Source organism: Dyella sp. OK584, assembly GCF_057787755.1.
The window spans coordinates 870,598-893,310 of sequence record NZ_CM173542.1 but is presented as its reverse complement, the minus strand read 5'-3'; the positions used below and the strand labels follow the sequence as shown (position 1 = coordinate 893,310).

The 22,713-nt window shown below is 64.4% G+C and carries 22 protein-coding genes; 6 read left to right on the top strand and 16 right to left on the bottom strand.

The window, feature by feature from the left end; all coding sequences use genetic code 11:
- Positions 1-71 precede the first annotated feature (71 nt).
- Positions 72-422: a carboxymuconolactone decarboxylase family protein gene (locus tag AC3CBN_RS03945; RefSeq protein WP_488635518.1), complete on the top strand. Its 351-nt coding sequence runs from the start codon at positions 72-74 to the stop codon at positions 420-422.
- Here AC3CBN_RS03945 and AC3CBN_RS03940 read toward each other — a convergent pair.
- Positions 398-1,198, bottom strand: coding sequence for a DoxX family protein (locus AC3CBN_RS03940; protein WP_488635517.1), 801 nt, complete (start codon positions 1,196-1,198; stop codon positions 398-400). The two genes, AC3CBN_RS03945 and AC3CBN_RS03940, sit on opposite strands and share 25 nt — an antisense overlap.
- A 224-nt stretch (positions 1,199-1,422) precedes the next feature.
- Here AC3CBN_RS03940 and AC3CBN_RS03935 point away from each other — a divergent pair, with 224 nt between their 5' ends.
- Positions 1,423-1,839 (top strand): hypothetical protein, encoded by a 417-nt coding sequence (locus AC3CBN_RS03935; protein ID WP_488635516.1) that lies wholly within the window; start codon positions 1,423-1,425, stop codon positions 1,837-1,839.
- A gap of 8 nt (positions 1,840-1,847) precedes the next feature.
- Here the strand turns inward: AC3CBN_RS03935 and AC3CBN_RS03930 are convergent, their stop codons facing one another.
- The 4 genes from AC3CBN_RS03930 to ubiA form a co-directional block, all read right to left on the bottom strand.
- Positions 1,848-3,125, bottom strand: a complete 1,278-nt coding sequence (locus tag AC3CBN_RS03930; protein ID WP_488635515.1) for an RNA polymerase sigma factor — start codon at positions 3,123-3,125, stop codon at positions 1,848-1,850.
- A 71-nt stretch (positions 3,126-3,196) separates the two neighbouring features.
- Positions 3,197-3,619 carry a VOC family protein gene (locus AC3CBN_RS03925; RefSeq protein WP_488635514.1) on the bottom strand — a complete coding sequence of 141 codons (423 nt, stop codon included), beginning with the start codon at positions 3,617-3,619 and terminating at the stop codon, positions 3,197-3,199.
- A gap of 20 nt (positions 3,620-3,639) precedes the next feature.
- Positions 3,640-4,068: a YciI family protein gene (locus tag AC3CBN_RS03920; protein ID WP_488635513.1), complete on the bottom strand. Its 429-nt coding sequence runs from the start codon at positions 4,066-4,068 to the stop codon at positions 3,640-3,642.
- A 132-nt stretch (positions 4,069-4,200) separates the two neighbouring features.
- A complete protein-coding gene (gene ubiA / locus AC3CBN_RS03915) occupies positions 4,201-5,130 on the bottom strand; it encodes a 4-hydroxybenzoate octaprenyltransferase (RefSeq protein WP_488636664.1) in 930 nt (309 codons plus the stop codon).
- A gap of 228 nt (positions 5,131-5,358) precedes the next feature.
- On the opposite strand from ubiA, the gene AC3CBN_RS03910 reads away from it, so the two are divergent.
- Positions 5,359-5,733 carry a VOC family protein gene (locus tag AC3CBN_RS03910; protein WP_488635512.1) on the top strand — a complete coding sequence of 125 codons (375 nt, stop codon included), beginning with the start codon at positions 5,359-5,361 and terminating at the stop codon, positions 5,731-5,733.
- Between the two features lie 130 nt (positions 5,734-5,863).
- Here AC3CBN_RS03910 and ilvA read toward each other — a convergent pair whose 3' ends face one another.
- From ilvA to AC3CBN_RS03855, 11 genes are all read right to left on the bottom strand, one after another.
- Positions 5,864-7,429 (bottom strand): threonine ammonia-lyase, biosynthetic, encoded by a 1,566-nt coding sequence (ilvA, locus tag AC3CBN_RS03905; protein WP_488635511.1) that lies wholly within the window; start codon positions 7,427-7,429, stop codon positions 5,864-5,866.
- On the bottom strand, positions 7,426-7,674 hold the full coding sequence (gene ilvN, locus AC3CBN_RS03900; protein WP_488635510.1) for an acetolactate synthase small subunit: 249 nt from the start codon (positions 7,672-7,674) through the stop codon (positions 7,426-7,428). Before ilvN ends, ilvA begins: the two co-directional genes overlap by 4 nt.
- Before the next feature lie 139 nt (positions 7,675-7,813).
- Complete coding sequence (gene ilvB / locus AC3CBN_RS03895; RefSeq protein WP_488635509.1) at positions 7,814-9,661, bottom strand: biosynthetic-type acetolactate synthase large subunit; 1,848 nt, start codon at positions 9,659-9,661, stop codon at positions 7,814-7,816.
- A 303-nt stretch (positions 9,662-9,964) separates the two neighbouring features.
- On the bottom strand, positions 9,965-10,981 hold the full coding sequence (gene ilvC, locus AC3CBN_RS03890) for a ketol-acid reductoisomerase (RefSeq protein WP_488635508.1): 1,017 nt from the start codon (positions 10,979-10,981) through the stop codon (positions 9,965-9,967).
- Positions 10,978-12,696: a dihydroxy-acid dehydratase gene (ilvD, locus tag AC3CBN_RS03885; RefSeq protein WP_488635507.1), complete on the bottom strand. Its 1,719-nt coding sequence runs from the start codon at positions 12,694-12,696 to the stop codon at positions 10,978-10,980. The genes ilvC and ilvD overlap by 4 nt, the downstream gene beginning before the upstream one ends.
- 66 nt (positions 12,697-12,762) lie before the next feature.
- On the bottom strand, positions 12,763-13,860 hold the full coding sequence (gene leuB / locus AC3CBN_RS03880; RefSeq protein ID WP_488635506.1) for a 3-isopropylmalate dehydrogenase: 1,098 nt from the start codon (positions 13,858-13,860) through the stop codon (positions 12,763-12,765).
- A complete protein-coding gene (gene leuD, locus AC3CBN_RS03875) occupies positions 13,857-14,441 on the bottom strand; it encodes a 3-isopropylmalate dehydratase small subunit (RefSeq protein WP_488635505.1) in 585 nt (194 codons plus the stop codon). Before leuD ends, leuB begins: the two co-directional genes overlap by 4 nt.
- Before the next feature lie 217 nt (positions 14,442-14,658).
- Positions 14,659-16,071, bottom strand: a complete 1,413-nt coding sequence (gene leuC / locus AC3CBN_RS03870) for a 3-isopropylmalate dehydratase large subunit (RefSeq protein WP_488635504.1) — start codon at positions 16,069-16,071, stop codon at positions 14,659-14,661.
- On the bottom strand, positions 16,068-17,072 hold the full coding sequence (locus tag AC3CBN_RS03865; RefSeq protein WP_488635503.1) for a branched-chain amino acid transaminase: 1,005 nt from the start codon (positions 17,070-17,072) through the stop codon (positions 16,068-16,070). The genes leuC and AC3CBN_RS03865 overlap by 4 nt, the downstream gene beginning before the upstream one ends.
- The gene (locus AC3CBN_RS03860) at positions 17,069-18,727 is read right to left on the bottom strand and encodes a 2-isopropylmalate synthase (protein ID WP_488635502.1); all 1,659 of its coding nucleotides are present in this window, start codon (positions 18,725-18,727) and stop codon (positions 17,069-17,071) included. The genes AC3CBN_RS03865 and AC3CBN_RS03860 overlap by 4 nt, the downstream gene beginning before the upstream one ends.
- 386 nt (positions 18,728-19,113) lie before the next feature.
- Positions 19,114-19,731, bottom strand: a complete 618-nt coding sequence (locus AC3CBN_RS03855; RefSeq protein WP_488635501.1) for a TetR/AcrR family transcriptional regulator — start codon at positions 19,729-19,731, stop codon at positions 19,114-19,116.
- A gap of 166 nt (positions 19,732-19,897) precedes the next feature.
- Here AC3CBN_RS03855 and AC3CBN_RS03850 point away from each other — a divergent pair, with 166 nt between their 5' ends.
- The 3 genes from AC3CBN_RS03850 to AC3CBN_RS03840 all read left to right on the top strand — a co-directional run bounded on the left by AC3CBN_RS03850 (position 19,898) and on the right by AC3CBN_RS03840 (position 22,692).
- A complete protein-coding gene (locus AC3CBN_RS03850) occupies positions 19,898-20,476 on the top strand; it encodes a hydrolase (RefSeq protein ID WP_488635500.1) in 579 nt (192 codons plus the stop codon).
- Positions 20,477-20,528: 52 nt separating this feature from the next.
- Positions 20,529-21,356, top strand: a complete 828-nt coding sequence (locus AC3CBN_RS03845; RefSeq protein ID WP_488635499.1) for a carboxylesterase family protein — start codon at positions 20,529-20,531, stop codon at positions 21,354-21,356.
- A gap of 289 nt (positions 21,357-21,645) precedes the next feature.
- Complete coding sequence (locus AC3CBN_RS03840) at positions 21,646-22,692, top strand: LacI family DNA-binding transcriptional regulator (protein WP_488635498.1); 1,047 nt, start codon at positions 21,646-21,648, stop codon at positions 22,690-22,692.
- The last annotated feature ends 21 nt before the right edge of the window (positions 22,693-22,713 follow it).

Genomic DNA, 22,713 nt, shown 5'->3' with positions numbered 1-22,713 from the left:
TGCAGCATGTCCCCTCACCGCCCTCTGACGCCCTCCCGAAATGGGCAAACCACCACACGAGGAGACACCCCATGTTGAACTGGCCCGACTATCGCAATGAGCTACTTGGCCGTATCGGCGAAATCAGCAAGCTGAGCCCGGATACCGTGGGCGGCTACCAGAAGCTGACCAACGCGAACGCGAAGAACGGCCGTCTCGATGCGAAGACGCGCGAACTGATCTCCCTGGCGGTAGCTGTCACCACCCGCTGCGACGGCTGCATCACTGTGCATACCGCCGAGGCGCTCAAGCATGGGGCCAGCCACGAGGAGATCGCTGAAGCGCTCGGCGTGGCGGTCGCCATGAACGCTGGCGCCGCCCTTGTCTACTCGGCACGGGTCATGGACGCCGTCAGCGCCTATGAGGCCACCCAGCCCGCATGAGGCTTCGCGCGATAGGAATCAGCCACCACCCAGGCGCCACAGGCGATGGCGGCGGAGATGACGAAGGCCGTCCATGCGGTGCGGTCGGTGGGCGTCGCCACGATGGCGGGCGCCCACACCAATAACGTGATGATCCACAGCATCGCCGCTTCCAGCGAAGCGGCGATGCGTGGCAGCACGCCAAACAGCACGCCGAGGCACGCAGCGATGCTGCCCGCGCCCGTGAGATAAGCCCAGCCCAGTCGATAAGGCAGCCATGCAGGTACGAAGGCCACGGTCTGTTCGCTATAGAAGAAATGCGACAACCCGATCATCGGCAGCGACACGGCAAACAGCAGCCGTGCACCGCGGATGCCCCGGCCGCCCGTGACAAATCGCAAGATGCCAGTGCGACGATCACCCGCGTACCACGCAAACAACACCCACGCGCCGGCAAGAATCACGGCGATCTCGCCAAAGCCCAGCCAAGTTGCCTCCATCTGCGGCACGACGATCACCGCGGGAAGCTTCAGCAAGACGACCCAGAGCAGCAGAAAGCCCGCGAGGACTGCAGAAGAAGGCTTTGCCAGGCTCGGAACAAGCAGGCCAACGCCGGTCGCCAGTTCGATCAGGGCGAAGGCGTAGGCAAGCCATCGTTGTCCCGGCAGGTTCTCGATGGGAAAGTGTTGCCATACCAGCGCCACATCGCCGTAGATCAGGCCGAGGATGCCAAGCCCGATCATGGTGGCGGCAAACAAGCGCTGTGATGCGCGTGAATAGATGGCAGTACGGCCCATCAATGATGATGGCGCAGCAATAACGGATGCAGCGCTAAAGGATTGATACGATTTGTCCACACCTTGCTCCTTAGGGGTCAAGTGGTACGGAAACATCGTGACGCAGCATGGCCCGGGTGGCGACCTGCCGGGTTGGCAGTATGGAAGGCCAAACAAGGATGGACAAGCCAATGCTCCGTCCCCCAGCATCGCTTTCGCCGAATGACGGAAAAGGACGATACGCCATGTTTTCAGAAAGACGCATCGAAGCCATGCCTGCCGATACCGACTCCGACGGCCTCAAGGTGTACACGATCTCCGCGCATGACCTGCCGGTCGATTTCCTGGCCTACCGGCCCCGGTTGCAGGAAATGAAGGAAGCCAGGCCGCTCGCATGGCGAAACACGCCATCCTTCGCCATCTGTCATGACGGCGGCAGTGCGCGCTATCTCACCCTGGCATGGTGGGGCAATGACAACGAGATGCTGGTTGCCGTTGCGGTGGAAACATCAGCCGGCTGGGTCGAAGACTCGGAGCGCTACTCGTTCTGCCTGTGGGACATGGAAGTGATGTGGCACGAGCGCAACGCCTTCGTGGAACACATGTACGGCGCCGTTCCTGATCTTAAAGCGTATCGGGCGAGTCGGCTTGTCCAGGGCTGACCCACGGCCTACTTGCCGCCGGCACCCTGCGCGCTTGCCGCGGCGCGCCGCAACAGCAGGTCGCGTTCGCGGGTGTTGCGCGTAAGCGAGGCAGCGCGTTCGAATTCCGCGCGTGCTTCGTCATGCCTGCCGAGTTTGCCGAGCAGGTCGCCACGCGCACTGGGCAGCAGGTGATATTGGCGCAGCAACGGTTCGTCACGTAGCGCATCGACCAGTGCAAGCCCCGCTTCCGGTCCAAACGCCATCGCGTGCGCGACGGCGCGATTGAGCGCCACCACGGGTGAAGGCAAGCGCTGCGCCAGCGTGTCGTACAGCGCGGCAATGCGCGACCAATCGGTCTCCGCTGCGGCGCGTGCGCGTGCATGGCAAGCGGCAATGGCAGCCTGCAATGCGTAAGGCCCGTTGGCACCGCCCAATGCCTCGGCGCGTTGCAGCGCGGTGAATCCGCGATGGATCAGCAACTGGTCCCAGCGTCCGCGGTTCTGCTCGTTGAGCAGGATCGGTTCGCCGTGTGGACCCGTGCGTGCCGCCGTGCGCGATGCCTGAATCTCCATCAGGGCCACCAAACCGTGCACTTCGGGTTCAGCTGGCGCGAGCCCGGCGAGCACGCGGCCCAGGCGCAACGCTTCCTCGCACAGGTCGGGGCGCATCCAGGCATCGCCCGCCGTGGCGGTGTAGCCCTCGTTGAAGATCAGGTAGACCACTTCGAGCACGGAGGCCAGCCGTTCCGACAACGCTTCGCCGCGCGGTACCTCGAACGGGACATTCGCTTCGCTGAGCGTGCGCTTGGCGCGCACGATGCGTTGCGCCACGGTCGGCTCCGGCACCATGAATGCGCGAGCGATCTCCGGCGTGGTCAGGCCGCCGAGCATGCGCAAGGTCAGCGCCACGCGCGCCTCGGTGGACAACACCGGATGGCAAGCCGTGAACACCAGGCTCAGCAGGTCGTCGCCGATGGCATCGTCGAGCATGGCATCCGGGTCCCCCACGGTTTGTTCGAGCTGAGCCTCGATCTCGCGGGTCAGCTCGCCCTCCTTGCGCCGGTGCAAGGCATGACGGCGCAACTGGTCGATCGCCCGGTGCTTGGCCGTGGTCATCAGCCAGGCACCGGGATTGTGCGGTACGCCGATGGACGGCCACTGTTCCAGTGCGGCCACCAGCGCGTCCTGTGCAAATTCCTCAGCCACGCCCACGTCGCGCACGATGCGGGCCAGGCCGGCGATCAGTCGTGGCGATTCCATGCGCCAGACGGCATCGATGGTGCGGTGAATGTCGGTTGCGGTCATAGCGACCGATCACAGCACCCTGTCCCCTGCAGCGCAAGTTTCCGCGCTTGCCGGCTGTGGTGAGGCCTCGCTCAGGGTGGCGCCATCACCATCCAGTGCACGCCAAAGCGATCCAGCAACATGCCAAAGCTCGAGGAGAAAAAGGTCTTCGAGAGCGGCATGGCAACGTCGCCGCCGCCTTCCAGCAGCGCATCGAAAAAGCGCTTGGCCTCGGCATCGTCCTTCACGGTGAGCGTGAGCGAGAAGCCGCGGAAATCCGGCTTTCCGCCGCATTCACCATCGGAGGCATTGACGAGGGATTCTCCGATCCTCATGGACGCATGCATGATCTTCTCGCCGTCCGGCGGGCGCGGACCAGCGGCCTGATCGCCCGACTGCTCGGGATTCTCCTTGAGCCGGATCAGCGTCTGCACCTGCGCGCCCACGGCTTTGCCGTAGAACGCAAGGGCTTCCTCGCAACGGCCATCGAAGAAGAGATAGGGCTCGATAAGCATGTCGTCGTCTCCTGATAGCTTCAGCGATGGTCGCCGATGCGGGCGCGCAACTGCTCTTCCTGCTCACGCAATTCGGGAGTGAACTCCGCGCCGAAATCCTCCGCTTCGAACACGCGGCGAATTTCCACTTCCGACGCACCGTCCTCAAATGGGCTGGGCGCGCGCTTGAGCCACTCGACCGCTTCTTCCAGCGAGGCGCACTGCAACAGCCAGAAGCCGGCGATCAGTTCCTTGGTCTCGGTAAACGGGCCGTCGATCACCGTGCGCTTGTCGCCGTCATAGCGGATCCGCGCGCCGCGCGAGCTGGGGTGCAGGCCTTCGCCGGCGAGCAGCACACCGGCTTTCACCAGCTCCTCGTTGAAACGACCCATCTCGGTCAGCAACTTTTCGCTCGGCATCTCGCCCGCTTCAAAGGTGCGTGTGGCGCGCACCATGGCCATGAATCGCATTGTCGTCACTCCTTTCGATATGGGATACGAGCCCCATTGAGGTAGCTCTAACCATGCGTCGAACGGGGCCGCTCGAAATCGACACGGCAGACCAACATTGTGCGTCGGGCCCTGTCGCCCGGCCGTGAGGCCCTAGCGCACTGCCAGGGCCAGCACGATGCCGATCCACAAGGCCATGCCCAGCCAGTTGTTGTTGCGGAAGGCCCACAGGCAGGCGTCGCGCGCCCGCTCACGGATGCGCCAAAGCTGCCAGCCGAACAGTGCCGCCGCAGCCAGCAAGCTCAGCCAGTACGGCCAGCCCAACGTGGCACGCTGGCCGACGAACAGCATGGCCAGCAGGAAGGTGGCCATCAGGATGCCCAGGATGGGCAGGTCCGCATCGCCAAACAAAATGGCCGTGGACTTGGCGCCGGCCTTGAGGTCGTCGTCGCGATCCACCATGGCGTACTCGGTGTCGTAGATCACCGACCAGAGGATATTGGCGATGAACAGCAGCCAGCCCACCGCCGGCACCGTGTTGGACACCGCGGCGAACGCCATGGGAATCGACCAGCCGAACGCCGCGCCCAGCACTACCTGCGGCATGTGCGTAAAGCGCTTTGTGAACGGATAAATGGCCGCCAGCGCCGCACCAGCGAAGGAGAGCTTGATGGTCAACGCATTGGTGAACAGCACCAGCACAAAAGAGAACGCCAGCAGGCTGACGAACAGGATCAGCGCCTCGCGCGGCGTCACGCGTCCCGCGGCGATGGGGCGACCGGCCGTGCGTGCCACCTGCGGGTCCAGCTTGCGATCGGCGAAGTCGTTGATCGCGCAGCCGGCGGCACGCATGGAGAACACGCCCAGCGTGAAGATCACCAGCAGCTTCAGCGGCGGGAAATCCGATGCCGCAAGCCAAAGCGCCCACCACGTGGGCCACAGCAGCAACAGCGCGCCGATGGGGCGATCCATGCGCGTGAGCACCAGGTAATCGCGAGCCTTGGCGCGATGGGGCGCGGGCAACCTCTGCAGTAGCCAGTCCAGCACGCGCGTGGCGCGGGTGGAACTGTCGGCCGGTTGCACGGTGGTCGACCTTGGCGCAGCGCCCGGACGCGGGCGTGCCGTGGTCGAAGGAGGCAGGGTGCGCCGCTGGCGCTTGCGTGAGGAAGGAGCCATCTGCCCAGTTTAGCGTGGCCCGCCGCCCGGGGTGGCGTGACACAGTGCAGGTTTGTCGCGCCGCCGGCTGTCTTCGAGCGGTCACAAGTCGTCCTACACTCGCAGATTCCTGCACGGACCGGACAGCACCCTGCCATGCCCAAGTCGCTCAGCCATATCGCCCTGATCGTCGCCAACCCCACGCGAACCGCGCACCTGCTCACCGGCGTGTTCGAGGACGCACGCATCGTGCGCGAGGAGGAGGATGGCGATGCCCATCTGGAGACCATCGTCGAACTTGCGGGCCTGGAGTTCGCGCTGATCCGCGGCACCGGTCCGGCCTCACGCAACGGCGACCATATCGCCTTTCAGGTCAGCAAGGCCGAGCAGCTGGCCTGTGCCGCGCGGATGGATGCGCTTGCGCTGGATTATCAGATGGCACGCGGCGATACGGCGCTGTACTTCAGCGACTACGACAACCATGTGTTCGAGTTGGAAGTGGTCGAGGCAGGAAATACAGATAAGGCGTGACGCCCCTCACCGTCGTCCCAGCGAACGCTGGGACCCAGTGCCTTTCGTCGTGACGCACAGATGCGCTGGCTCCCAGCTTGACCAGCCCATCGGCTGTTAAGAACCACAGGGAAGACGGAGAAGGGAAATATCACTCCCGCAACAACAACCGATACGCCGGGTTGTCACTCTCATCCCGAAACGGATAGCCCAGCGCCTCCAGGAACGACTGGAACAGCGCCCGCTCGTCTTCCGGCACCTGGATACCGACCAGGATGCGTCCGTAGTCCGCGCCCTGATTTCGGTAATGGAACAGGCTGATGTTCCAGTCCGGATGCATGTGGCCCAGGAAGCGCGTGAGCGCGCCCGGCCGTTCGGGAAACTCGAAGCGATACACCAGCTCATCACGCGCCAGCGGTGAGCGGCCGCCAATCATGTGGCGCAAGTGAAGCTTGGCCAGTTCATCGTCGGTGAGATCGAGCACGCCGAAACCGTGCGCGCGGAACGCATCGATCAACGTCTCGCGCTCGTCGCGTCGCGTCGTCTGCACGCCCACGAAAATATGCGCCTCGGTGGCGTTGCCGATGCGATAGTTGAATTCGGTGATGCTGCGCTGCCCTAGCGCGGCGCAGAAGCGGCGGAAGCTGCCGCGCTCCTCGGGGATGGTGACCGCGAACACCGCCTCGCGCTGTTCGCCCACCTCGGCGCGCTCGGCCACGAAACGAAGACGGTCAAAGTTGAGATTGGCACCGGAAACGATGGCCACCATCGACTCGGCAGCAATGCCATGTGTCGCCACGTACTGCTTGAGCCCGGCGAGTGCCAGCGCACCGGCAGGCTCGGGCACGCTTCGCGTGTCATGGAACACATCGCGGATCGCCGCGCAGATGGCATCCGTATCCACACGAATCATGGCATCGACGTGCCTGCGGCAAAGCTCGAAGGTGAGATCACCTACGCGCTTCACCGCCGTACCGTCAGCGAACAGACCCACTTCGGACAAGGTGACTGGCGCACCGGCTTCCAGCGAACGGGTCATCGCATCGGAATCGCAGGTCTGCACGCCGATCACTTTCACCTCAGGGCGCAGCGCCTTGACGTATCCCGCGATGCCGGCAAGCAACCCGCCACCGCCTACCGGCACGAACACCGCATGCAAAGGCCCCGGATGCTGGCGGAGGATCTCCATGCCCACCGTCGCCTGCCCGGCAATCACCGCCGCATCATCGAACGGGTGCACGAAGGTGTAGCCATGCTCGGCCTGCAGTTGCGCGGCGGTGGCCTGCGCGTCGCTATAGGAATCGCCGGCCAGTACCACGTTCACCTGTGCGCCGCCGAATCGCCGTACGGCATCTACTTTCACTTGCGGTGCGGTGACTGGCATCACGATCACAGCGCGTATGCCAAGACGTGCCGCAGCCAGCGCCACACCTTGTGCATGATTGCCCGCCGAGGCGGCGATCACGCCGCATGCGCGCTGCGCGGCATTGAGCGATGCCATGCGGTTGTACGCGCCGCGCAGTTTGAACGAGAACACGGGCTGCTGGTCTTCGCGCTTGAGCAGAACGCGCTGGCCCAGTCGCGCCGATAGCAGTGGTGCGGCCTCCAGCGCCGTTTCGCGTGCTACGTCGTAGACACGCGCGCCCACGGTCTGGCGAAGCAACTCGTACTCGCTGAGCCCGGTGACGGCTTCGACCTGTTCGGCCAACGCGCTCATGACGCGGTAACAGGCGCCGGGTGAGTCACCTCGATCACGTCGACCAGCTTGCGCGTCTGCTTGATGATCTGCTCCACCGTGTCATCGGCGCCATGCATTACCAACGTCAGCTGCGAGACCGCCGGGTCGCGCGTAGCGGCGACGGTCAGTGTGTCGATGTTGCAGTGGCGCGCAGCGAACAGGCCGGCCACGCGCATCAGCGCACCGGATTCGTTTTGCAGGAGAATCGATAGAGTGTGTTTCATGGCTGGGCCTGCATCGAGTCGAGCCGCTTCGAAATCGTCGTCCCGGCGAAGGCCGGGATCCAGCGCCTCTGCGAAGCACGGATGACACTGGATTCCAGCCTTCGCTGGAATGACGAGCAAAGATTCATCCCGGGCGTGGTTAGAACATGTCGGACGTCGCATCCTCCGACGCCGCTGGTGCCACGCGCGAAGGAATGAAATCGCCCGTGATCATCTGCGCATACGTCGCACCGGGACCGACCATCGGATACACACCAGCATCCGGATCGATCATTACCTCCAGGAACGCCGGGCCGTCGAAGGCGAGGAAATCGGCGATGGTCTCCGCCAGTTCTTCCTTGCGTTCCAGCCGCTGCGCCCACTCAAAGCCATCGGCCTGCGCCGCTTTGATGAAATCCTTTTTATGCAGGCTCTTGTCGGACGAGGCAAAGCGGCCGCGGAAGAACAGCTTCTGCCACTGCCGCACCATGCCGTCGCCGATGTTGTTGAGCACCACCACCTTCACCGGCAGGTGGTAGGTGGTGACGGTTTCCAATTCGCCGAGGTTCATGCGGATACTGGCGTCGCCGTCGATGTCGATCACCACCGCGTCGCGACGCGCAAACTGCGCGCCGATCGCGGCGGGCAGGCCAAAGCCCATGGTGCCCATCGAACCTGAGGTGAGCCAATGGCGCGGCTCGCGGAAATCGAAATACTGTGCCGCCCACATCTGGTGCTGGCCCACGCCGGTGCTGATCACCGCGCGGCCCTGGGTGTGCTGGTTGATCGCCTCGATCACCGCCTGCGGCTGGATCAGCGGGCTGTCGCGATCGTAGTTGAGCGCGTGCGTGGCCTTGAGCGCGGCGATATGCGCATGCCACTCGGCGTAGCGACCGTCGGCGGCGTAGTTGAGCTCGTGACGCTGGCCGTATTGCTGTAGACGCGACAGCGTGCGATCGAGGTCACCGTGATGGTGCCAGTGCACCGATTTCACCTTGCCTATCTCGGCCGGGTCGATGTCGATCTGCGCGATGAAACGCGCATGTGGCGCGAAGCGGTCGGGTACGCTCGCCACGCGGTCGTCAAAGCGCGCGCCCAGCGCCAGCAGGAAGTCGCAATCATCCACCGCATAGTTGGCATAGGCGGTGCCGTGCATGCCCAGCATGTGCAGCGCCAATGGCTCGGTGGTGTCGACTGCGCCAATGCCCATCAAGGTGGTGGTGACCGGCAGGCCGAACTGCTGCACGAAGGCTCGCAGCGTTGCCGCTGCCTCGCTGGCGGTGATGCCGCCACCGGCATAGATCAGCGGGCGTCTGGCCCTGGACAGTGCGTCGAAGAACGCTGCGCATTGCGCATCATCAACCCGCGCATGCTCGATCGCATGTTGGCGAGCGCGGTAGCCGGGGATCGGCAGCGTGCCCTCGCCGATAAAATTCAGTGACGTGTTCTGCACGTCCTTGGGGATGTCCACCACCACCGGGCCGGGCCGGCCACTGCGCGCGATTTCGAACGCAGTACGCAGCGTGGCTTCCAGCCGCGATGGATCGGTCAGCAGAAACACATGCTTCGCGCACGGGCTCATGATGTTGCTGACCGGCGCTTCCTGAAACGCATCGCTGCCCAGCGCAGCCGTGGGCACCTGGCCGCAGATCACCACCATGGGAACTGAGTCGGACATCGCATCGCGCACCGGCGTAACCATATTGGTGGCACCGGGGCCGGAGGTGACGATGGCCACGCCGACCTTGCCCGACGCACGCGCATAACCAGCGGCCATGAAGCCGGCGCCCTGCTCGTTGGCAGGCACGATCAGCGGCATCGGTTCACCGCCGTTGGGCGACAGATGCGTGGCGTTGTAGCGGAATACCGCGTCGTACACCGGCAGGATCGCGCCACCCGAATAGCCGAACAGCACGTTGACGCCTTCATCGGCCAATACCTGCACCACCACCTCCGCACCGCTCATGACCTGGCCGGCGAGCGGATGGATGGCGGCGGATGCAGGCATTTCCTTTTGCGTGGGCACATTCACGATGGTCGGGGTTCCCTTGGATTCGCCTTGTCTGCGGCGGGTCAGCGTCTGTGAAAACTACCTCCCCCGCGTTGCAGGGGAGGTCCGGTGAGAGGTATTGCGTGCTTCGGGAAAAGCGCCCCTCGTAAGCGAAACAAACATTGGCAGGTGAAGCGGCTGCTCCAGGCTCGTCATCCCTGCGGAAGCAGGGATCCAGTGCCTTTTGGAGAGTGTCGAAACGTTGAGAGTCGCTGGATCCCTGCTTCCGCAGGGATGACGGCGCTATACCCTTGCGCTTGCTTAACCCACCTTCTTCAACGGCTCCGCGGCCTTCGGCGCATTCGCCTGAAGCCACGGCATGCGTTCACGCAGCTTGGCGCCGACCTGCTCGATCGGATGCTCCAGATCGGCCTGCTTGAACTTCTTGTAGTTGGGCAGGCCGGCCTTGTGCTCGGCGATCCAGTTGCGCGCGAAGGTGCCGTCCTGGATGTCGGTGAGTATGTCTTTCATGCGCGCCTTGGTGCCGGCGTCGATCACGCGCGGGCCGCTCACGTAGTCGCCGTATTGCGCGGTCTCGGAGACGAACTCAAGCATGCGCGCAATGCCACCTTCGTAGAACAGGTCCACGATCAGCTTCAGCTCGTGCAGCACCTCGTAGTACGCGATTTCCGGCTGGTAACCGGCTTCTACCAGCGTCTCGAAGCCCGCCTGCACCAAGGAGCTGGCGCCACCGCACAACACGGCCTGCTCGCCGAACAGATCCGTCTCGGTCTCTTCCTTGAAGTCGGTCTTGATCAGCAACGCGCGACCGCCACCTATGCCATCGGCATACGCCTTGGCCTTTGCCTCCGCGTGGCCGCTAACGTCCTGATGCACCGCCCAGATGGAAGGCACGCCACGTCCGATTTCATACTCACGACGCACCAGTGCGCCGGGGCCCTTCGGTGCAACGAGAATCACGTCGATGTCGGTGCGCGGATCAATCTGCTTGAAGTGCACATTGAAGCCATGTGCGAACAGCAGCGCCGCGCCGGGCTTGATGTTCGGCGCGATGTGTTCCTTGTACAGCGCCGGCTGCACCATATCGGGCGTGAGCACGGCGACCAGGTCGGCATCCTTCACTGCGTCGCCCGGCTCGGCCACGTTGAAGCCTTCGGCGCGCGCCTTTTCCCACGAGGGGCCGTTCTTGCGCAGGCCCACCACGACATCGAGACCGGAGTCGCGCAGGTTGAGGGCGTGGGCGCGGCCCTGGCTGCCGAAGCCGAGTACGGCGATACGGGCCTTGGCGAGGGTGTCGTTCGAGGTCTGGTTGCTCATGCGGTGACTCCTGCGGTCGTGTCTTCGTGGGCTGTGTTGGAAGGTTGGGAAGCGGAAGTGCGCGATGCGGAAAGCTGTGTGATGGCGCCGTCCGAAGCGGAGCCCACCAGTTGCGCGTACTTGGCCAGCGCGCCGCGCGTGACCTTGGGAGCCGGCGGCCGCCAGTTGACGCGCCGCGTGACGAGATCAGCATCGGTGCTGATCTGGCGGCTGTCGGCGTCGATGCGAATGCGGTCACCCTCACGCAGCAACGCGATCGGTCCACCGCGCACCGCTTCGGGTGCGATATGGCCAACCATGTAGCCGTGCGTGGCACCGGAGAAACGGCCGTCCGTGATCAGCGCGACGTCATCGCCCAGGCCGCGGCCGACGAGTGCGGCGGTGACGCCGAGCATCTCGCGCATGCCCGGGCCGCCAGCGGGGCCTTCGTTGCGGATGACGATCACATCGCCCTTCTCGATGCTGCCGCCCTGCACGGCGGCGAACGCCTGCTCCTCGCTTTCGAACACGCGGGCGCGGCCTTCGAAATGATTCGCGCCTTTGCCGGCGAGCTTGAGGATGCAGCCTTCCGGCGCGAGGTTGCCGTAGAGAATGGAGTAACCACCGCGTGGCTTCAGCGGCTGCGTCACCGGATGCACGACATCCTGCTGGTCGGCACGCGGCGCGGCGGCAGCTTCCGTGAACAAACTGCGACCGGTGATAGTCGGCGCATCATCAAGCATGCCGGCGGCGATCAATTCCTGCGCGACGCGCGCGCTACCACCAGCGCCAAACAATTCGACGGCGGTATAGCGGCCGCCCGGCAACAGATCGGCAATCACCGGCGTGTGCTTCGATGCTGGCTCGAAATCTTCCAGCGTCCACGGTGTGCCTGCTTCGCGTGCAATCGCCAGCAGATGCAGCACGGCATTGGTGGAGCCGGCGGTGGCGGCGACCATGCGCGTGGCATTACGGAATGCCGTCTCGGTGAGCATTGCGCGTGGCGTGCGGTTTTCCTCGAGGCACTCCATCACCAGCTCGCCACAACGACGCGCGGCCGCAGCCTTGGCCGGATGCGTGGCGGGAATGTCATTGAATCCCATCGGCGACAGGCCCAGCGTGGAGAGCACCATCGCCATCGTGTTAGCGGTGAACTGGCCACCACAGGCGCCTGCACCGGGACACGCGTCGCGCTCGACCGACCTGAGCTCGGCGTCGTCGATCTTGCCTGCGCCATACGCGCCGACCGCCTCGAACACTTGCTGGATCGTGATGGGATGGTTGTCGTGCGTGCCGTGCGCAATGGTGCCGCCGTACAGCGCGACGCTTGGGATATCCAAACGCGCCATCGCCATCGCAGCAGCGGGAATGGTCTTGTCGCAGCCGCACAGCACCACCATCGCATCCAGGCAGTGACCATCGACGGCCAGCTCGATCGAGTCGGTGATCACTTCTCGACTGATGAGCGAAGCGCGCATGCCGGGCGTACCCATGGCGATGCCATCGGTCACTGCGATGGTGTTGAACTCGATCGGCGTGCCGCCCGCTGCGCGAATGCCTTCGGCGACGTGTTCAGCCAGCTCGCGCAGGTTGAGGTTGCACGGGCTGACGTTGGACCACGTGTGCACCACGGCCACCAGGGGCTTGGCGATAGCGTCGTCGTCCAGGCCAGTGGCACGCAGCATCGCGCGTGCGGGTGCGCGGTCGGGCCCGGTTTTTATGAGATCACTGCGCATGATGTTTCCGGGTTGAAGGGAAGGACGGGCGCATCGCAGCGCCGCGGGTGGGATGGGTGTTCGGGCTCATCCGCAGGCGCGCCCCCAACGCAGGAAGGCGGCGGCGTTGCAGGCGTGCTCGTCGATGGCAGCGAGCACGGCCTCCAGCACCTCGTGGGTGCCGGCATGGCCGCCGATGTCGCGCGTGTGCGGGCCGCGTTCGATCACTTCAGCCACGGCGGCTTCTACCATGGCAGCTTCCTGTTCCAGGCCCAGCGAATGACGTAGCAACATCGCCGCCGACAGGATCGCGCCGACGGGATTGGCGATGCCCTGGCCGGCGATATCCGGTGCCGAGCCGTGGATGGGTTCGTACAAACCGGCCTTGCCCTCACCAAGCGACGCGGATGGCAGAAGGCCTAGCGATCCGGCCAATGCCGCAGCTTCGTCGGTGAGGATGTCGCCGAACAGATTCTCGGTAACCACCACGTCGTAACGGCTAGGCTGGGTGAGCAATAGCATCGCCATGGAATCGACCAGCTGGTGTTCCAGCTTCACGTCCGGATATTCGGCGGCGATGCGCGTCACCGTGCTGCGCCACAGGCGTGAGGTCTCCAGCACGTTGGCCTTGTCGACCGACGTGACATGCTTGCGGCGTTCGCGCGCGAGGTTGAACGCGCGGCGCGCCACGCGCTCCACCTCGGCAACGGTGTACTTGCACTCGTCGATGGCCGTATCGATGGTGCGCGTCTTGGCACCGAAGTAGGCACCGCCGGTGAGTTCGCGCACGAACAGCACGTCGACGTTCTTGAGCTTCTCGTTCTTCAGTGGTGACAGTGAAGCCAGCGAGGGATGCACCTGCAAAGGACGCAGGTTGGCGTACACGCCAAGTGCGGCACGCAGCGCGAGCAGACCCTGCTCCGGACGTACCGGCGCATTCGGGTCGGACCACTTCGGTCCACCCACAGCGCCCAGCATCACGGCATCGGCAGCCTTGCAGGCTTCCAGCGATGCCGCGGGCAACGGTTCGCCGGTGGCATCGATGGCGCAACCGCCAATCTGCTGTTCTTCGAAATGGAAGTGATGATCGAAATGCGCGGCGACCGCATCGAGCACGGCAACCGCTGCGGCAGTGACTTCGGGGCCGACACCATCGCCGGGCAGGGTGACGATATGCGCTCTCATGCGGCTTTCTCCGTGCGTTGTTCGTAAGCGTTGATGGCGTCGGCGTGCTGCAGCAGGTAGCCCAGCTGGTCAACTCCGTTGAGCAGGCAATGGCGGGCAAACGGTTCGAGCTGGAAGTGGATGCGTCCGCCATCGGGCAGGGCGATGTATTGCTCGCGCACGTCGATGGAAAGCTCGATGCCCGGGTGTTCCAGCAGCCAACGATGCTCGGCCTCATCCAGCACGATGGCGAGCAGGCCGTTCTTCAGCGCGTTGTTGCGGAAGATGTCCGCGATCTCGCTGCACAGCACCGCATGGATGCCGTAGTCCAGCAGTGCCCACGGCGCGTGCTCACGCGAGGAGCCACAGCCGAAGTTGCGACCGGCAACGAGGATGGAGCAACCCTGCGCCTGCGGCTGGTTGAGCGGAAACGCCGGGTTGTTGCTGCCGTCGGCCTGATAGCGCCAATCGTTGAAGCACAGCTTGCCCAGGCCCGCGCGTTCGGTGGTGGTGAGAAAGCGCGCCGGGATGATGCGGTCGGTGTCGATGTTTTCGTCCGGCAGCACGGCGGTGCGGGAGTGGAGGCGGGTGATGGCGCGCATTAGAAAACCTCCGAAGGGCAAGAACACGAAAGAGCGAACGCCTTGGCTCCCTCTCCCCTCCGGGGAGAGGGTTGGGGTGAGCCACCTAAAGGTGGTGAAGGGCGGGTGCTCGCGGCGGCGCTGATCGAAGCGCGCTCTGAGGTTGAACCGAAGCAAGAGTGACCCCTCACCCCAGCCCTCTCCCCGGAGGGGAGAGGGAGTGAAAAACTCGCGCCGCTCATGCCGCCACCTCCGCCATGTACTCACGCGGATCGGCGATGTGTCCCGCCAGCGCCGACGCTGCCGCCGTCGCCGGACTGGCCAACACCGTGCGCGCGCCCTTGCCCTGGCGACCTTCGAAATTCCGGTTGGACGTGCTCACCACCAGCTGCCCCGGCTGTGCCAGGTCGCCATTCATGGCGATGCACATGGAGCAGCCCGGAACACGCCACTCGGCACCGGCGGCGGTGAATACGTGATGCAGGCCTTCGTTCTCCGCATCGCGGCGCACTGCTTCGGAACCCGGCACCACCAGCATGCGCACGCCATCAGCAACGCGACGCCCACGAAGCACGTGTGCAGCTTCGCGCAGGTCCGACAGGCGCGAATTGGTGCAACTGCCGACAAACACCACATCCACTGGCATGCCCTGCATCGGCTTGCCCGCTTCGCTGCGCATATAGTCCAGCGCGCGCTTTTCCTGTGCGTTGCGTGCGGCCGGCACCGGCTTGTCCATGGCAATCGCCATGCCCGGATGCGTACCGTAGGTGACCGTAGGGCGCACCTTGCTTGCGTCGATGCGCACTTCGCGATCGTAGGTGGCGCCTTCGTCGGTGCGCAGTGACTGCCAGCGCTGCACGGCGGTTTCCCATGCGGCGCCTTGCGGCAGGCGCGGACGGCCCTTGAGCCAAGCGAACGTGGTGGCATCCGGCGCGATCAGGCCAGCGCGTGCGCCCGCTTCAATCGACATGTTGCACACCGTCATGCGCTCATCCATCGACATCGCTTCGATGGCATGGCCGCGGTATTCGATGACGTAACCGGTGCCGCCGTCCACGCCGATCTCGCCGATGATGTGCAGGATCAAATCCTTCGCCCCAACACCCGCCGGCAGTTGACCGTCAACGTGGATCGCCAATGTCCTGGCCTTTCGTTGCAGCAGGCACTGCGTAGCCATCACATGGCCAACCTCGGTGGTGCCGATGCCGAACGCCAGCGCACCGAAGGCGCCGTGCGTGGAGGTGTGGCTGTCGCCGCACACGATGGTCATGCCCGGCTGGGTCGCGCCCAGCTCGGGACCGATCACATGCACGATGCCGCGGTCGTTGCTGTCCCAGCCATGCAGTTCGACACCGAACTCACGGCAGTTGGTTTCCAGCTGCGCCACCTGCGCTTTTGCTTCGGCATTCGCGTACGGCCGTTCGCCATCGGCGCCGGCGGGCAAGGTGGGCGTGGAATGATCCAGCGTGGCCAGCATACGATCCGGCCGACGCAGCTTCAGACCGCGCTCGCGCAGTTCGCTGAAGGCCTGCGGTGAGGTGACTTCGTGCACCAGATGCAGGTCGACGTAGAGGACCGCCGGAGTGTCGGCGCTCTCGGTCGCAACGATGTGCGCGTCCCAGATTTTCTCGAACAGAGTCTTGGCGGTCATGCCGTCGCTCCCAACGAGGTGGGCTGTTGTTGAGGAGTGCGGCCATGGATGGCCGCTTTTTGATCTTCGTGGTCAGGGACGACCGCATCAGATACAGGCGTCAGCCAGCCCCATTGGTCGGCGGTGGTGCCGTCGAACAGGCCGAAGAAGGCTTTCTGTAACGCGCGCGTGATGTCACCGGGACGACCCGCACCGACCTGTTTGCGGTCCACCGAACGCACCGGCGTGATCTCGGCAGCGGTACCGGTCATGAAGATCTCATCTGCCGCGTACAGCGCTTCACGCGGCAAGTCGCGTTCTTCCACCTTGATGCCCATCTGTTCGGCCAGGGTGATCACCGACTCGCGCGTGATGCCGGCCAGAATGCCGGCGCTGGTGGGCGGCGTGAGCAGCTTGCCGTTCTTCACCAGGAACAGGTTTTCGCCGGCGCCTTCGCTCAGCAGGCCGTTGTGACCCAGTGCGATGCCTTCGGCATAGCCGCCGCGGCGCGCTTCGAGCGCGATCAGCTGGCTGCTGAGGTAGTTGCCGCCGGCCTTGGCCCAGCTCGGCAAGGTGTTGGGGGCGGGACGATGCCACGACGACACGCAAACGTCCGCGCCGTGTTCGATCGCATCGCCCAGGTAGGCTCCCCATTCCAGCGCCATGATGGCGACATCTACTGGCGAATCGGCTTTGGGCAACACGCCCAGGCCACCCGCGCCGCGAAACACGATAGGACGCACGTACGCGGACTTCATGCGGTTAGCGCGGATCACTTCGTGGCAGGCCGCGTTGATCTCGGCCTCGCTGTAGCCGATCTCGATCTCGTACACGCGCGCCGACTCGAACAGGCGGCGCGTGTGATCGGCGAGACGGAAGTAGGCGGGGCCTTGCGGCGTGGCATAGACGCGCTCGCCCTCGAACACCGAGGAGCCGTAGTGCAGCGCGTGCGTGCTGACGTGAACCGTGGCCTCGGTCCAGGGTTTGATCTGGCCGTTGTGCCAGAGGAATGGTGTGGTCATTGCGTGATCTCCTTTTGCGCGCGTCCATTCGCGCGAAGGTCAAAGAGCGGACTTCCATGGCCGCACTCTTCAATAGGAGCATCGAAACGTGAGGCACCCTGTCGTTCGATGCGGTTGACGATGGCGAGCGCCGCGTGGGCAGTCGCTTCGATGATGTCGGTGCTCACGCCGTTGCCGCGCCAATCGCGGTCGGCGTGGCGCGCGGTGAGCTGGGCCTGGCCTTGCGCGTCGCCGCCTTCGCTGACGGCGCGCACCTGGAACTGGGTGACGTCCAGGGTGGTACCGGTGGCGCGCTCGATCGCACGCAGCACGGCATCCACCGGGCCGTCGCCGATGGCGGCTTCGCCGATTTCGTTGCCGTTGTCGTGCAACAGCTTCACCGAGGCCGACGCGCTGCCGCCCATGTGCGAATTGGTGTTGAGCTGCACGATGCGCCAGGGGCCGGCGGCTTCCGGGTCCAGACCCAGTGCGAGGGCTTCCAGGTCTTCGTCGTGGATCTCGCGCTTCTTGTCGGCCAGCGTCTTGAAGCGCGCGAAGATGTTGTCCATCTCCGCCTCGTCCACCTCGTGACCCATCGACTGCAGGCGCTGACGCAAGGCGTGGCGACCCGAATGCTTGCCAAGCACCAGGCGCGTTTCGCCCATGCCGACGTCCTGCGGACGCATGATCTCGTAGGTGCCGCGATGCTTGAGCATGCCGTGCTGGTGGATGCCCGACTCGTGCGCGAAGGCGTTCTCGCCGACCACGGCCTTGTTGCGCGCAATGGCCTGGCCGGTGAGCTGGGTGAGCAGGCGCGAAGTGGGATACAGCTTGCGCGTATCGATGCCGGTGTCCACGCCGAAGTAGTGGCCGCGCACCTTCAGCGCCATCACCACCTCTTCCATCGAGGCATTGCCGGCGCGTTCGCCGATGCCGTTGATGGTGCATTCGACCTGGCGAGCGCCAGCGCTGACGCCGGCCAGGCTGTTGGCTACCGCCATGCCAAGATCATCGTGGCAGTGGGTGGAAAAGATGACGCCTTCCGCGCCGCGAACGTGCTTGCGCAGATAGGCGATGCGCTCGGCCATCTCGGCTGGCGTGGTGTAGCCGACGGTGTCGGGCACGTTGAGCGTGGTGGCGCCGGCGGCGGCTGCAGCGCTGAATACCTCGACGAGATACTCCGGCTCCGTGCGCATGGCGTCCTCGGCGGAGAACTCCACTTCGTGGCACAGCACCTTCGCGCGTTCGATGGCGGCGCACGCGGTGTCGATCACCTGTTGCTTGCTCATGCCCAGCTTGTGCTCGCGATGCAACGGGCTGGTGGAAAGAAACAGGTGGATGCGCGAGTGGCGGGCCGGCTCCAGCGCGCGGCCGCAGCTGTCGATGTCGTTGTCGTGGCAGCGGGCCAGGCCGCACACGGTGGGGCCGCGCAATATCCGGGCGATGTCCGCCACGGAAGCGAAATCGTCGGGCGAGGCGCTGGGGAAGCCGGCCTCGATGATGTCCACACCAAGAGCCTCCAGCGCATGCGCCATGCGTAGCTTCGCGCGGCGATCCATCGAAAAGCCGGGCGCCTGCTCGCCATCGCGCAGGGTGGTATCGAATATGCGCACGCGTTCGGCGGCAACAAAGCCCGCGTCGCTGTTCTCGTTGTTCGGGTGATCCTGGGGTTTCATCACTTAGCTCCGCTGTGTGCGTTGCCAAGGGCAATAAAAAACCCCGCATCCGTTTCCGGGTGCGGGGTTCTTTAGGTGGTATCAGGTTAGTTTTTCTTTACCTGGACACACGCCCTCAGCCCGCACCTCCGTTGGTAATAAGGAGTACGAGTACAAGGACAAGAAGGAGGTTGTCGCGAAGTCGCAGCGCGCTGGCGACCGTCGTGAGACGGATCGGTTCGGCTATGCGATCTTGGCTGTTGCGCTGCGACATGCAACCGACCCTACTGGTCGCTCCAACGGGTTGTCAACAGTTTCTTTTGAAATTTTTAAGATGACGTGGCGCGACGCACATTCGGACGTCCAGATGGCCAGACGTCTTAGTGTTCAAATAGCCATCGCCGACATCAGTTGCCGGACAGTTCCTGCAGGTACAGCGCGAGGGCGCGCTGTAGCTGGGTTTGCGCGGCCTGACGAAGAGACGCAGGTTGCTCGTTCTGTAATGCCACGGCGGCTTTCATCAACTGCTGAACCACCATTGCCGCGGGTCGCAAATCGCCTGCGGCAAGCTGGGGGGCGTGGATGGCTAGGATCTGACACAGGTAGTCGCGCATCCGCTGGCGTATGGTGCGGCCCAGCATTGAGGGCAGCGATCCGGCCGCTTCGACCAGCGCGACGAACGACGGGCGCTGTTTGCGATAGTCGGCGAAGGTGCGGATGAGTCGCGATGCAAGTTCCTCCGTATCCCAGCCGGGTGCCTGGGCGACCAGGCGCTCCATGCGCTCGTTCAGCGCCTCGCCGTGATCGGTCATCAGTGCCTCGGCCAGCAACTCCTTGGTCGGGAAGAACTGATACAGCGAGCCGATGGAAGCCCCCGCGCGGGCCGCGATTTCGGTCATGGTGGTGGCGTCGTAGCCTTTTTCGACGAAGCACGCGGAAGCGGCGGCAAGCAGCGCCGCCACACGCTCGTGACCACGCCGGCGCTGCGGCGATCGCCCACCCTGGCTTGAAATACGTGAGGCCATCCTCATAAACTCCTATGTGAGGACATCCTCACATAACTGATGCTGTCAGGTTGCCGCCACAGCGGGTACAAGCCCCGATACTGCGGTGTAGCCAAGACGCTTTTACTTTCACCGTGGCGTCCTGGGCAAGCCTTGTGGCGATGCCCTGGGCCACGCAGAGCGGAGCATGACTATGCAAAAGCTGGACCCCCGCACCACGGCGCTGGTGCTGATCGACCTGCAGATGGGCATCGCCCCCTTTGCTGCCGGCCCCCATACGGCCGACGAGGTATTCGTGCGCGCTGGCCGCCTGGCAGCCCGTTTCCGTGAACTTGGTGCGCCGGTGGCGCTGGTGCGCGTGGGCTTCTCCGCCGATGGTCGCGACATGCTCAAGCCGTTGGCCGACCAGGCGTCGCCAACGAAGGGTGCGCTGCCGAACAACTGGTGGGAATACGCCCAGCAGCTCGCCGTGGCCGACAGCGACATTCACATCATCAAGCGCCAATGGGGCGCGTTTTACGGCACCGAGCTGGAACTGCAGCTGCGTCGCCGCGGCATCACGCAGATCGTGCTGGGCGGTGTCTCAACCAACATCGGCGTGGAATCCACAGCGCGCAATGCGTTCGAACTGGGCTTCAACCAGGTGTTGGTGGAAGACGCGATGAGTTCCTCCAGCGCTGAGCATCATCGCTTCGCCGTGGAGAACATCTTCCCGCGGCTGGGTCGCGTGCGTTCGACCGAGCAGGTGCTGGCGATGCTGGCCTGAACGCGGCGCGCTTGGCTACCCTCGTCCCCTGATCCGGGGCGAGGGAGCCTGCATGACGATGAAGAACGCATGGTTGGCCATGGCATGCGTGTGTGGCGCTATGGTGTTGCCGGCACACGCCGCGGGGGACGGATTCATCGCGCGCCACGTGCAGGTGGAAGGCCGCGATGTGGCCTATCAGGTGTTCGTGCCCAAGCATTGGTCGCCTGATCACGAATGGCCGGTGGTGCTGTTCCTTCACGGCAGCGGCGAACGTGGCAGCGATAACCAGGCCCAGCTCAAGCAGGGTCTTCCGCCCTGGTTGAAGGAACACGGCGACGATTTCCCCGCCGTGGTGGTGGCGCCGCAGGCACCCAATGACACCATCTGGGACGGTGCGCAGGAGCGCGCCGCCCTCGCCGCGCTGGAAGACAGCATCACGACCTACCATGGCGATCGCTCGCGGCTTTATCTCACCGGCCTGTCCATGGGCGGTTACGGCGCATGGCAGTTCGCCGTCGATCATCCGGGGCTGTTCGCGGCGATGGCCGTGGTCTGCGGTGCCGTACGCGCGCCGGAAGACATGCCCGAGCTTGCCGTGCACGGCATGCCCGAAGGCAGCAATCCCTACCGCTGGGTGGCCGAGCACGTGACGCCGATGCCGGTGTGGATCTTCCACGGCGCGGTGGACGACGTGGTGCCGCCGAGCGAATCGCGCAACATGTACGCGGCGCTGCTGAAGGTCGGGGATGAAGTGCGCTACACCCAGTTCCCCGGCGTCAATCATGGTTCGTGGGTGCCGGCTTATGCGACGCCGGAGCTGTGGCCATGGATGTTCTCGCACAGGCTCGGGGCTTCCGCCGTGCCCGCGATCGGCGCAGGCGGCAAGCCGTCCCTCTGATTGGGAATCGGGCGAGACGTCGCCCGCGATGGCCCAGCCTTAACGTTTCGCTGCTGAATGTCCGGCCATCGCTGCGGCCTATGCTGCGCCGCCGTATGGCCGCGCAAGTACGGCACATTGCGCCAGTCCGGGAATCTGCCGCATCTCCTTCCCGGAATCGGGATCGAGGAATATTGCGTTGCAGCGCAAAACGCGCGAATTCGGCGCTTTACAAGATTTGATGAAAACGTTTACGTTCCGCCGCAGCGCGGGGCGGAACTCCCTTTCTGCTGTGTCCTAAGGAATCGATGTGTCCACCAAGAAGGCCACCATCAAGGATGTTGCGCGCGAGGCGAAAGTCTCGATCGCCTCGGTATCGCGCGTGCTCAATGGCCTGGGTGGCGTCACGGTGGATACGCAGGATGCCGTGCGCAAAGCCGCCGCCCGCCTGCATTACGTGCCCGACAATGCGGCACGCAGCCTGATCACCGGTCGCACCCACGCCATTGGCGCGGTGCTGCCTGACCTGTACGGCGAATTCTTCTCGGAGCTGATCCGCGGCATTGACCTGGCGGCGCGCGCGCGCGGCCTGCATCTGCTGGTATCGAGCTCTCATGACGGCGTGGAAGACGCGGCCGCCGCCGTGCGCACCATGCGCGGACGAGTGGACGGCATGATCATGCTTTCGCAGTTCGTCGACGCGGATTTTCTGGAAAAGAACATGCCGTCGGACCTGCCCGCTGTGCTGCTCGACAGCCCGGTGCAGGACGCCCGCTATCCGACGATCAACATCGACAATTTCGCTGGCGCCCACGCCATGGTCAAACACCTGGTGGATGTCGGTCATGCGTCCATCGCCTTCATCAACGGTCCGGCCGGCAACTTCGACGCCCAGGAGCGCGAAAAAGGCTACCGCGCCGCGATGGCTGACTACGCGCCAAAGGTTCCTCTCAAGATATTTGCCGGCGAATTCACCGAGGAATCCGGCTATCGCGCTGGTCGGGAACTGCTTACTCAAAAGAGCCGGCCAAGTGCGGTGTTCGCCGCAAACGACATGATGGCGGTGGGTTGCCTCTACGCCTTCAAGGAAGCCGGCATCAACGTGCCTGGCGACATCGCAGTGGTCGGCTTCGACGACATTCTCATCGCGCGGTACGTGACGCCATCACTCAGCACGGTACGCGTGAGCATTACGGATCTGGGCAAGAGCGCGCTGCTCTTGCTCGCCCAACTCATGGAAGGCAAAGCCCAGACGGGCCCCAACACCCGCACCCTTGGCTGCGACGTCGTCGTGCGCGACTCGTGTGGTGCACATCAAACCAACGTCACAACAAGTAACCCGTCGTCACCCATTTGAGTGGCGGCATTGAGGGAGGGG

Coding starts and splice junctions, on each gene's coding strand:
- AC3CBN_RS03910 (WP_488635512.1), top strand. CDS start 5,359: ATGCCCAAGTCGCTCAGCCATATCGCCCTGATCGTCGCCAACCCCACG.
- AC3CBN_RS03945 (WP_488635518.1), top strand. CDS start 72: ATGTTGAACTGGCCCGACTATCGCAATGAGCTACTTGGCCGTATCGGC.
- AC3CBN_RS03865 (WP_488635503.1), bottom strand. CDS start 17,072: ATGACCACACCATTCCTCTGGCACAACGGCCAGATCAAACCCTGGACC.
- ilvA (WP_488635511.1), bottom strand. CDS start 7,429: ATGAGCGCGTTGGCCGAACAGGTCGAAGCCGTCACCGGGCTCAGCGAG.
- ilvC (WP_488635508.1), bottom strand. CDS start 10,981: ATGAGCAACCAGACCTCGAACGACACCCTCGCCAAGGCCCGTATCGCC.
- AC3CBN_RS03930 (WP_488635515.1), bottom strand. CDS start 3,125: ATGACCGCAACCGACATTCACCGCACCATCGATGCCGTCTGGCGCATG.
- AC3CBN_RS03925 (WP_488635514.1), bottom strand. CDS start 3,619: ATGCTTATCGAGCCCTATCTCTTCTTCGATGGCCGTTGCGAGGAAGCC.
- leuD (WP_488635505.1), bottom strand. CDS start 14,441: ATGCGCGCCATCACCCGCCTCCACTCCCGCACCGCCGTGCTGCCGGAC.
- AC3CBN_RS03940 (WP_488635517.1), bottom strand. CDS start 1,198: ATGGGCCGTACTGCCATCTATTCACGCGCATCACAGCGCTTGTTTGCC.
- AC3CBN_RS03935 (WP_488635516.1), top strand. CDS start 1,423: ATGTTTTCAGAAAGACGCATCGAAGCCATGCCTGCCGATACCGACTCC.
- AC3CBN_RS03850 (WP_488635500.1), top strand. CDS start 19,898: ATGACTATGCAAAAGCTGGACCCCCGCACCACGGCGCTGGTGCTGATC.
- ilvB (WP_488635509.1), bottom strand. CDS start 9,661: ATGCCTGCATCCGCCGCCATCCATCCGCTCGCCGGCCAGGTCATGAGC.
- ilvN (WP_488635510.1), bottom strand. CDS start 7,674: ATGAAACACACTCTATCGATTCTCCTGCAAAACGAATCCGGTGCGCTG.
- AC3CBN_RS03920 (WP_488635513.1), bottom strand. CDS start 4,068: ATGCGATTCATGGCCATGGTGCGCGCCACACGCACCTTTGAAGCGGGC.
- AC3CBN_RS03845 (WP_488635499.1), top strand. CDS start 20,529: ATGACGATGAAGAACGCATGGTTGGCCATGGCATGCGTGTGTGGCGCT.
- ilvD (WP_488635507.1), bottom strand. CDS start 12,696: ATGCGCAGTGATCTCATAAAAACCGGGCCCGACCGCGCACCCGCACGC.
- AC3CBN_RS03860 (WP_488635502.1), bottom strand. CDS start 18,727: ATGAAACCCCAGGATCACCCGAACAACGAGAACAGCGACGCGGGCTTT.
- AC3CBN_RS03855 (WP_488635501.1), bottom strand. CDS start 19,731: ATGGCCTCACGTATTTCAAGCCAGGGTGGGCGATCGCCGCAGCGCCGG.
- leuB (WP_488635506.1), bottom strand. CDS start 13,860: ATGAGAGCGCATATCGTCACCCTGCCCGGCGATGGTGTCGGCCCCGAA.
- leuC (WP_488635504.1), bottom strand. CDS start 16,071: ATGACCGCCAAGACTCTGTTCGAGAAAATCTGGGACGCGCACATCGTT.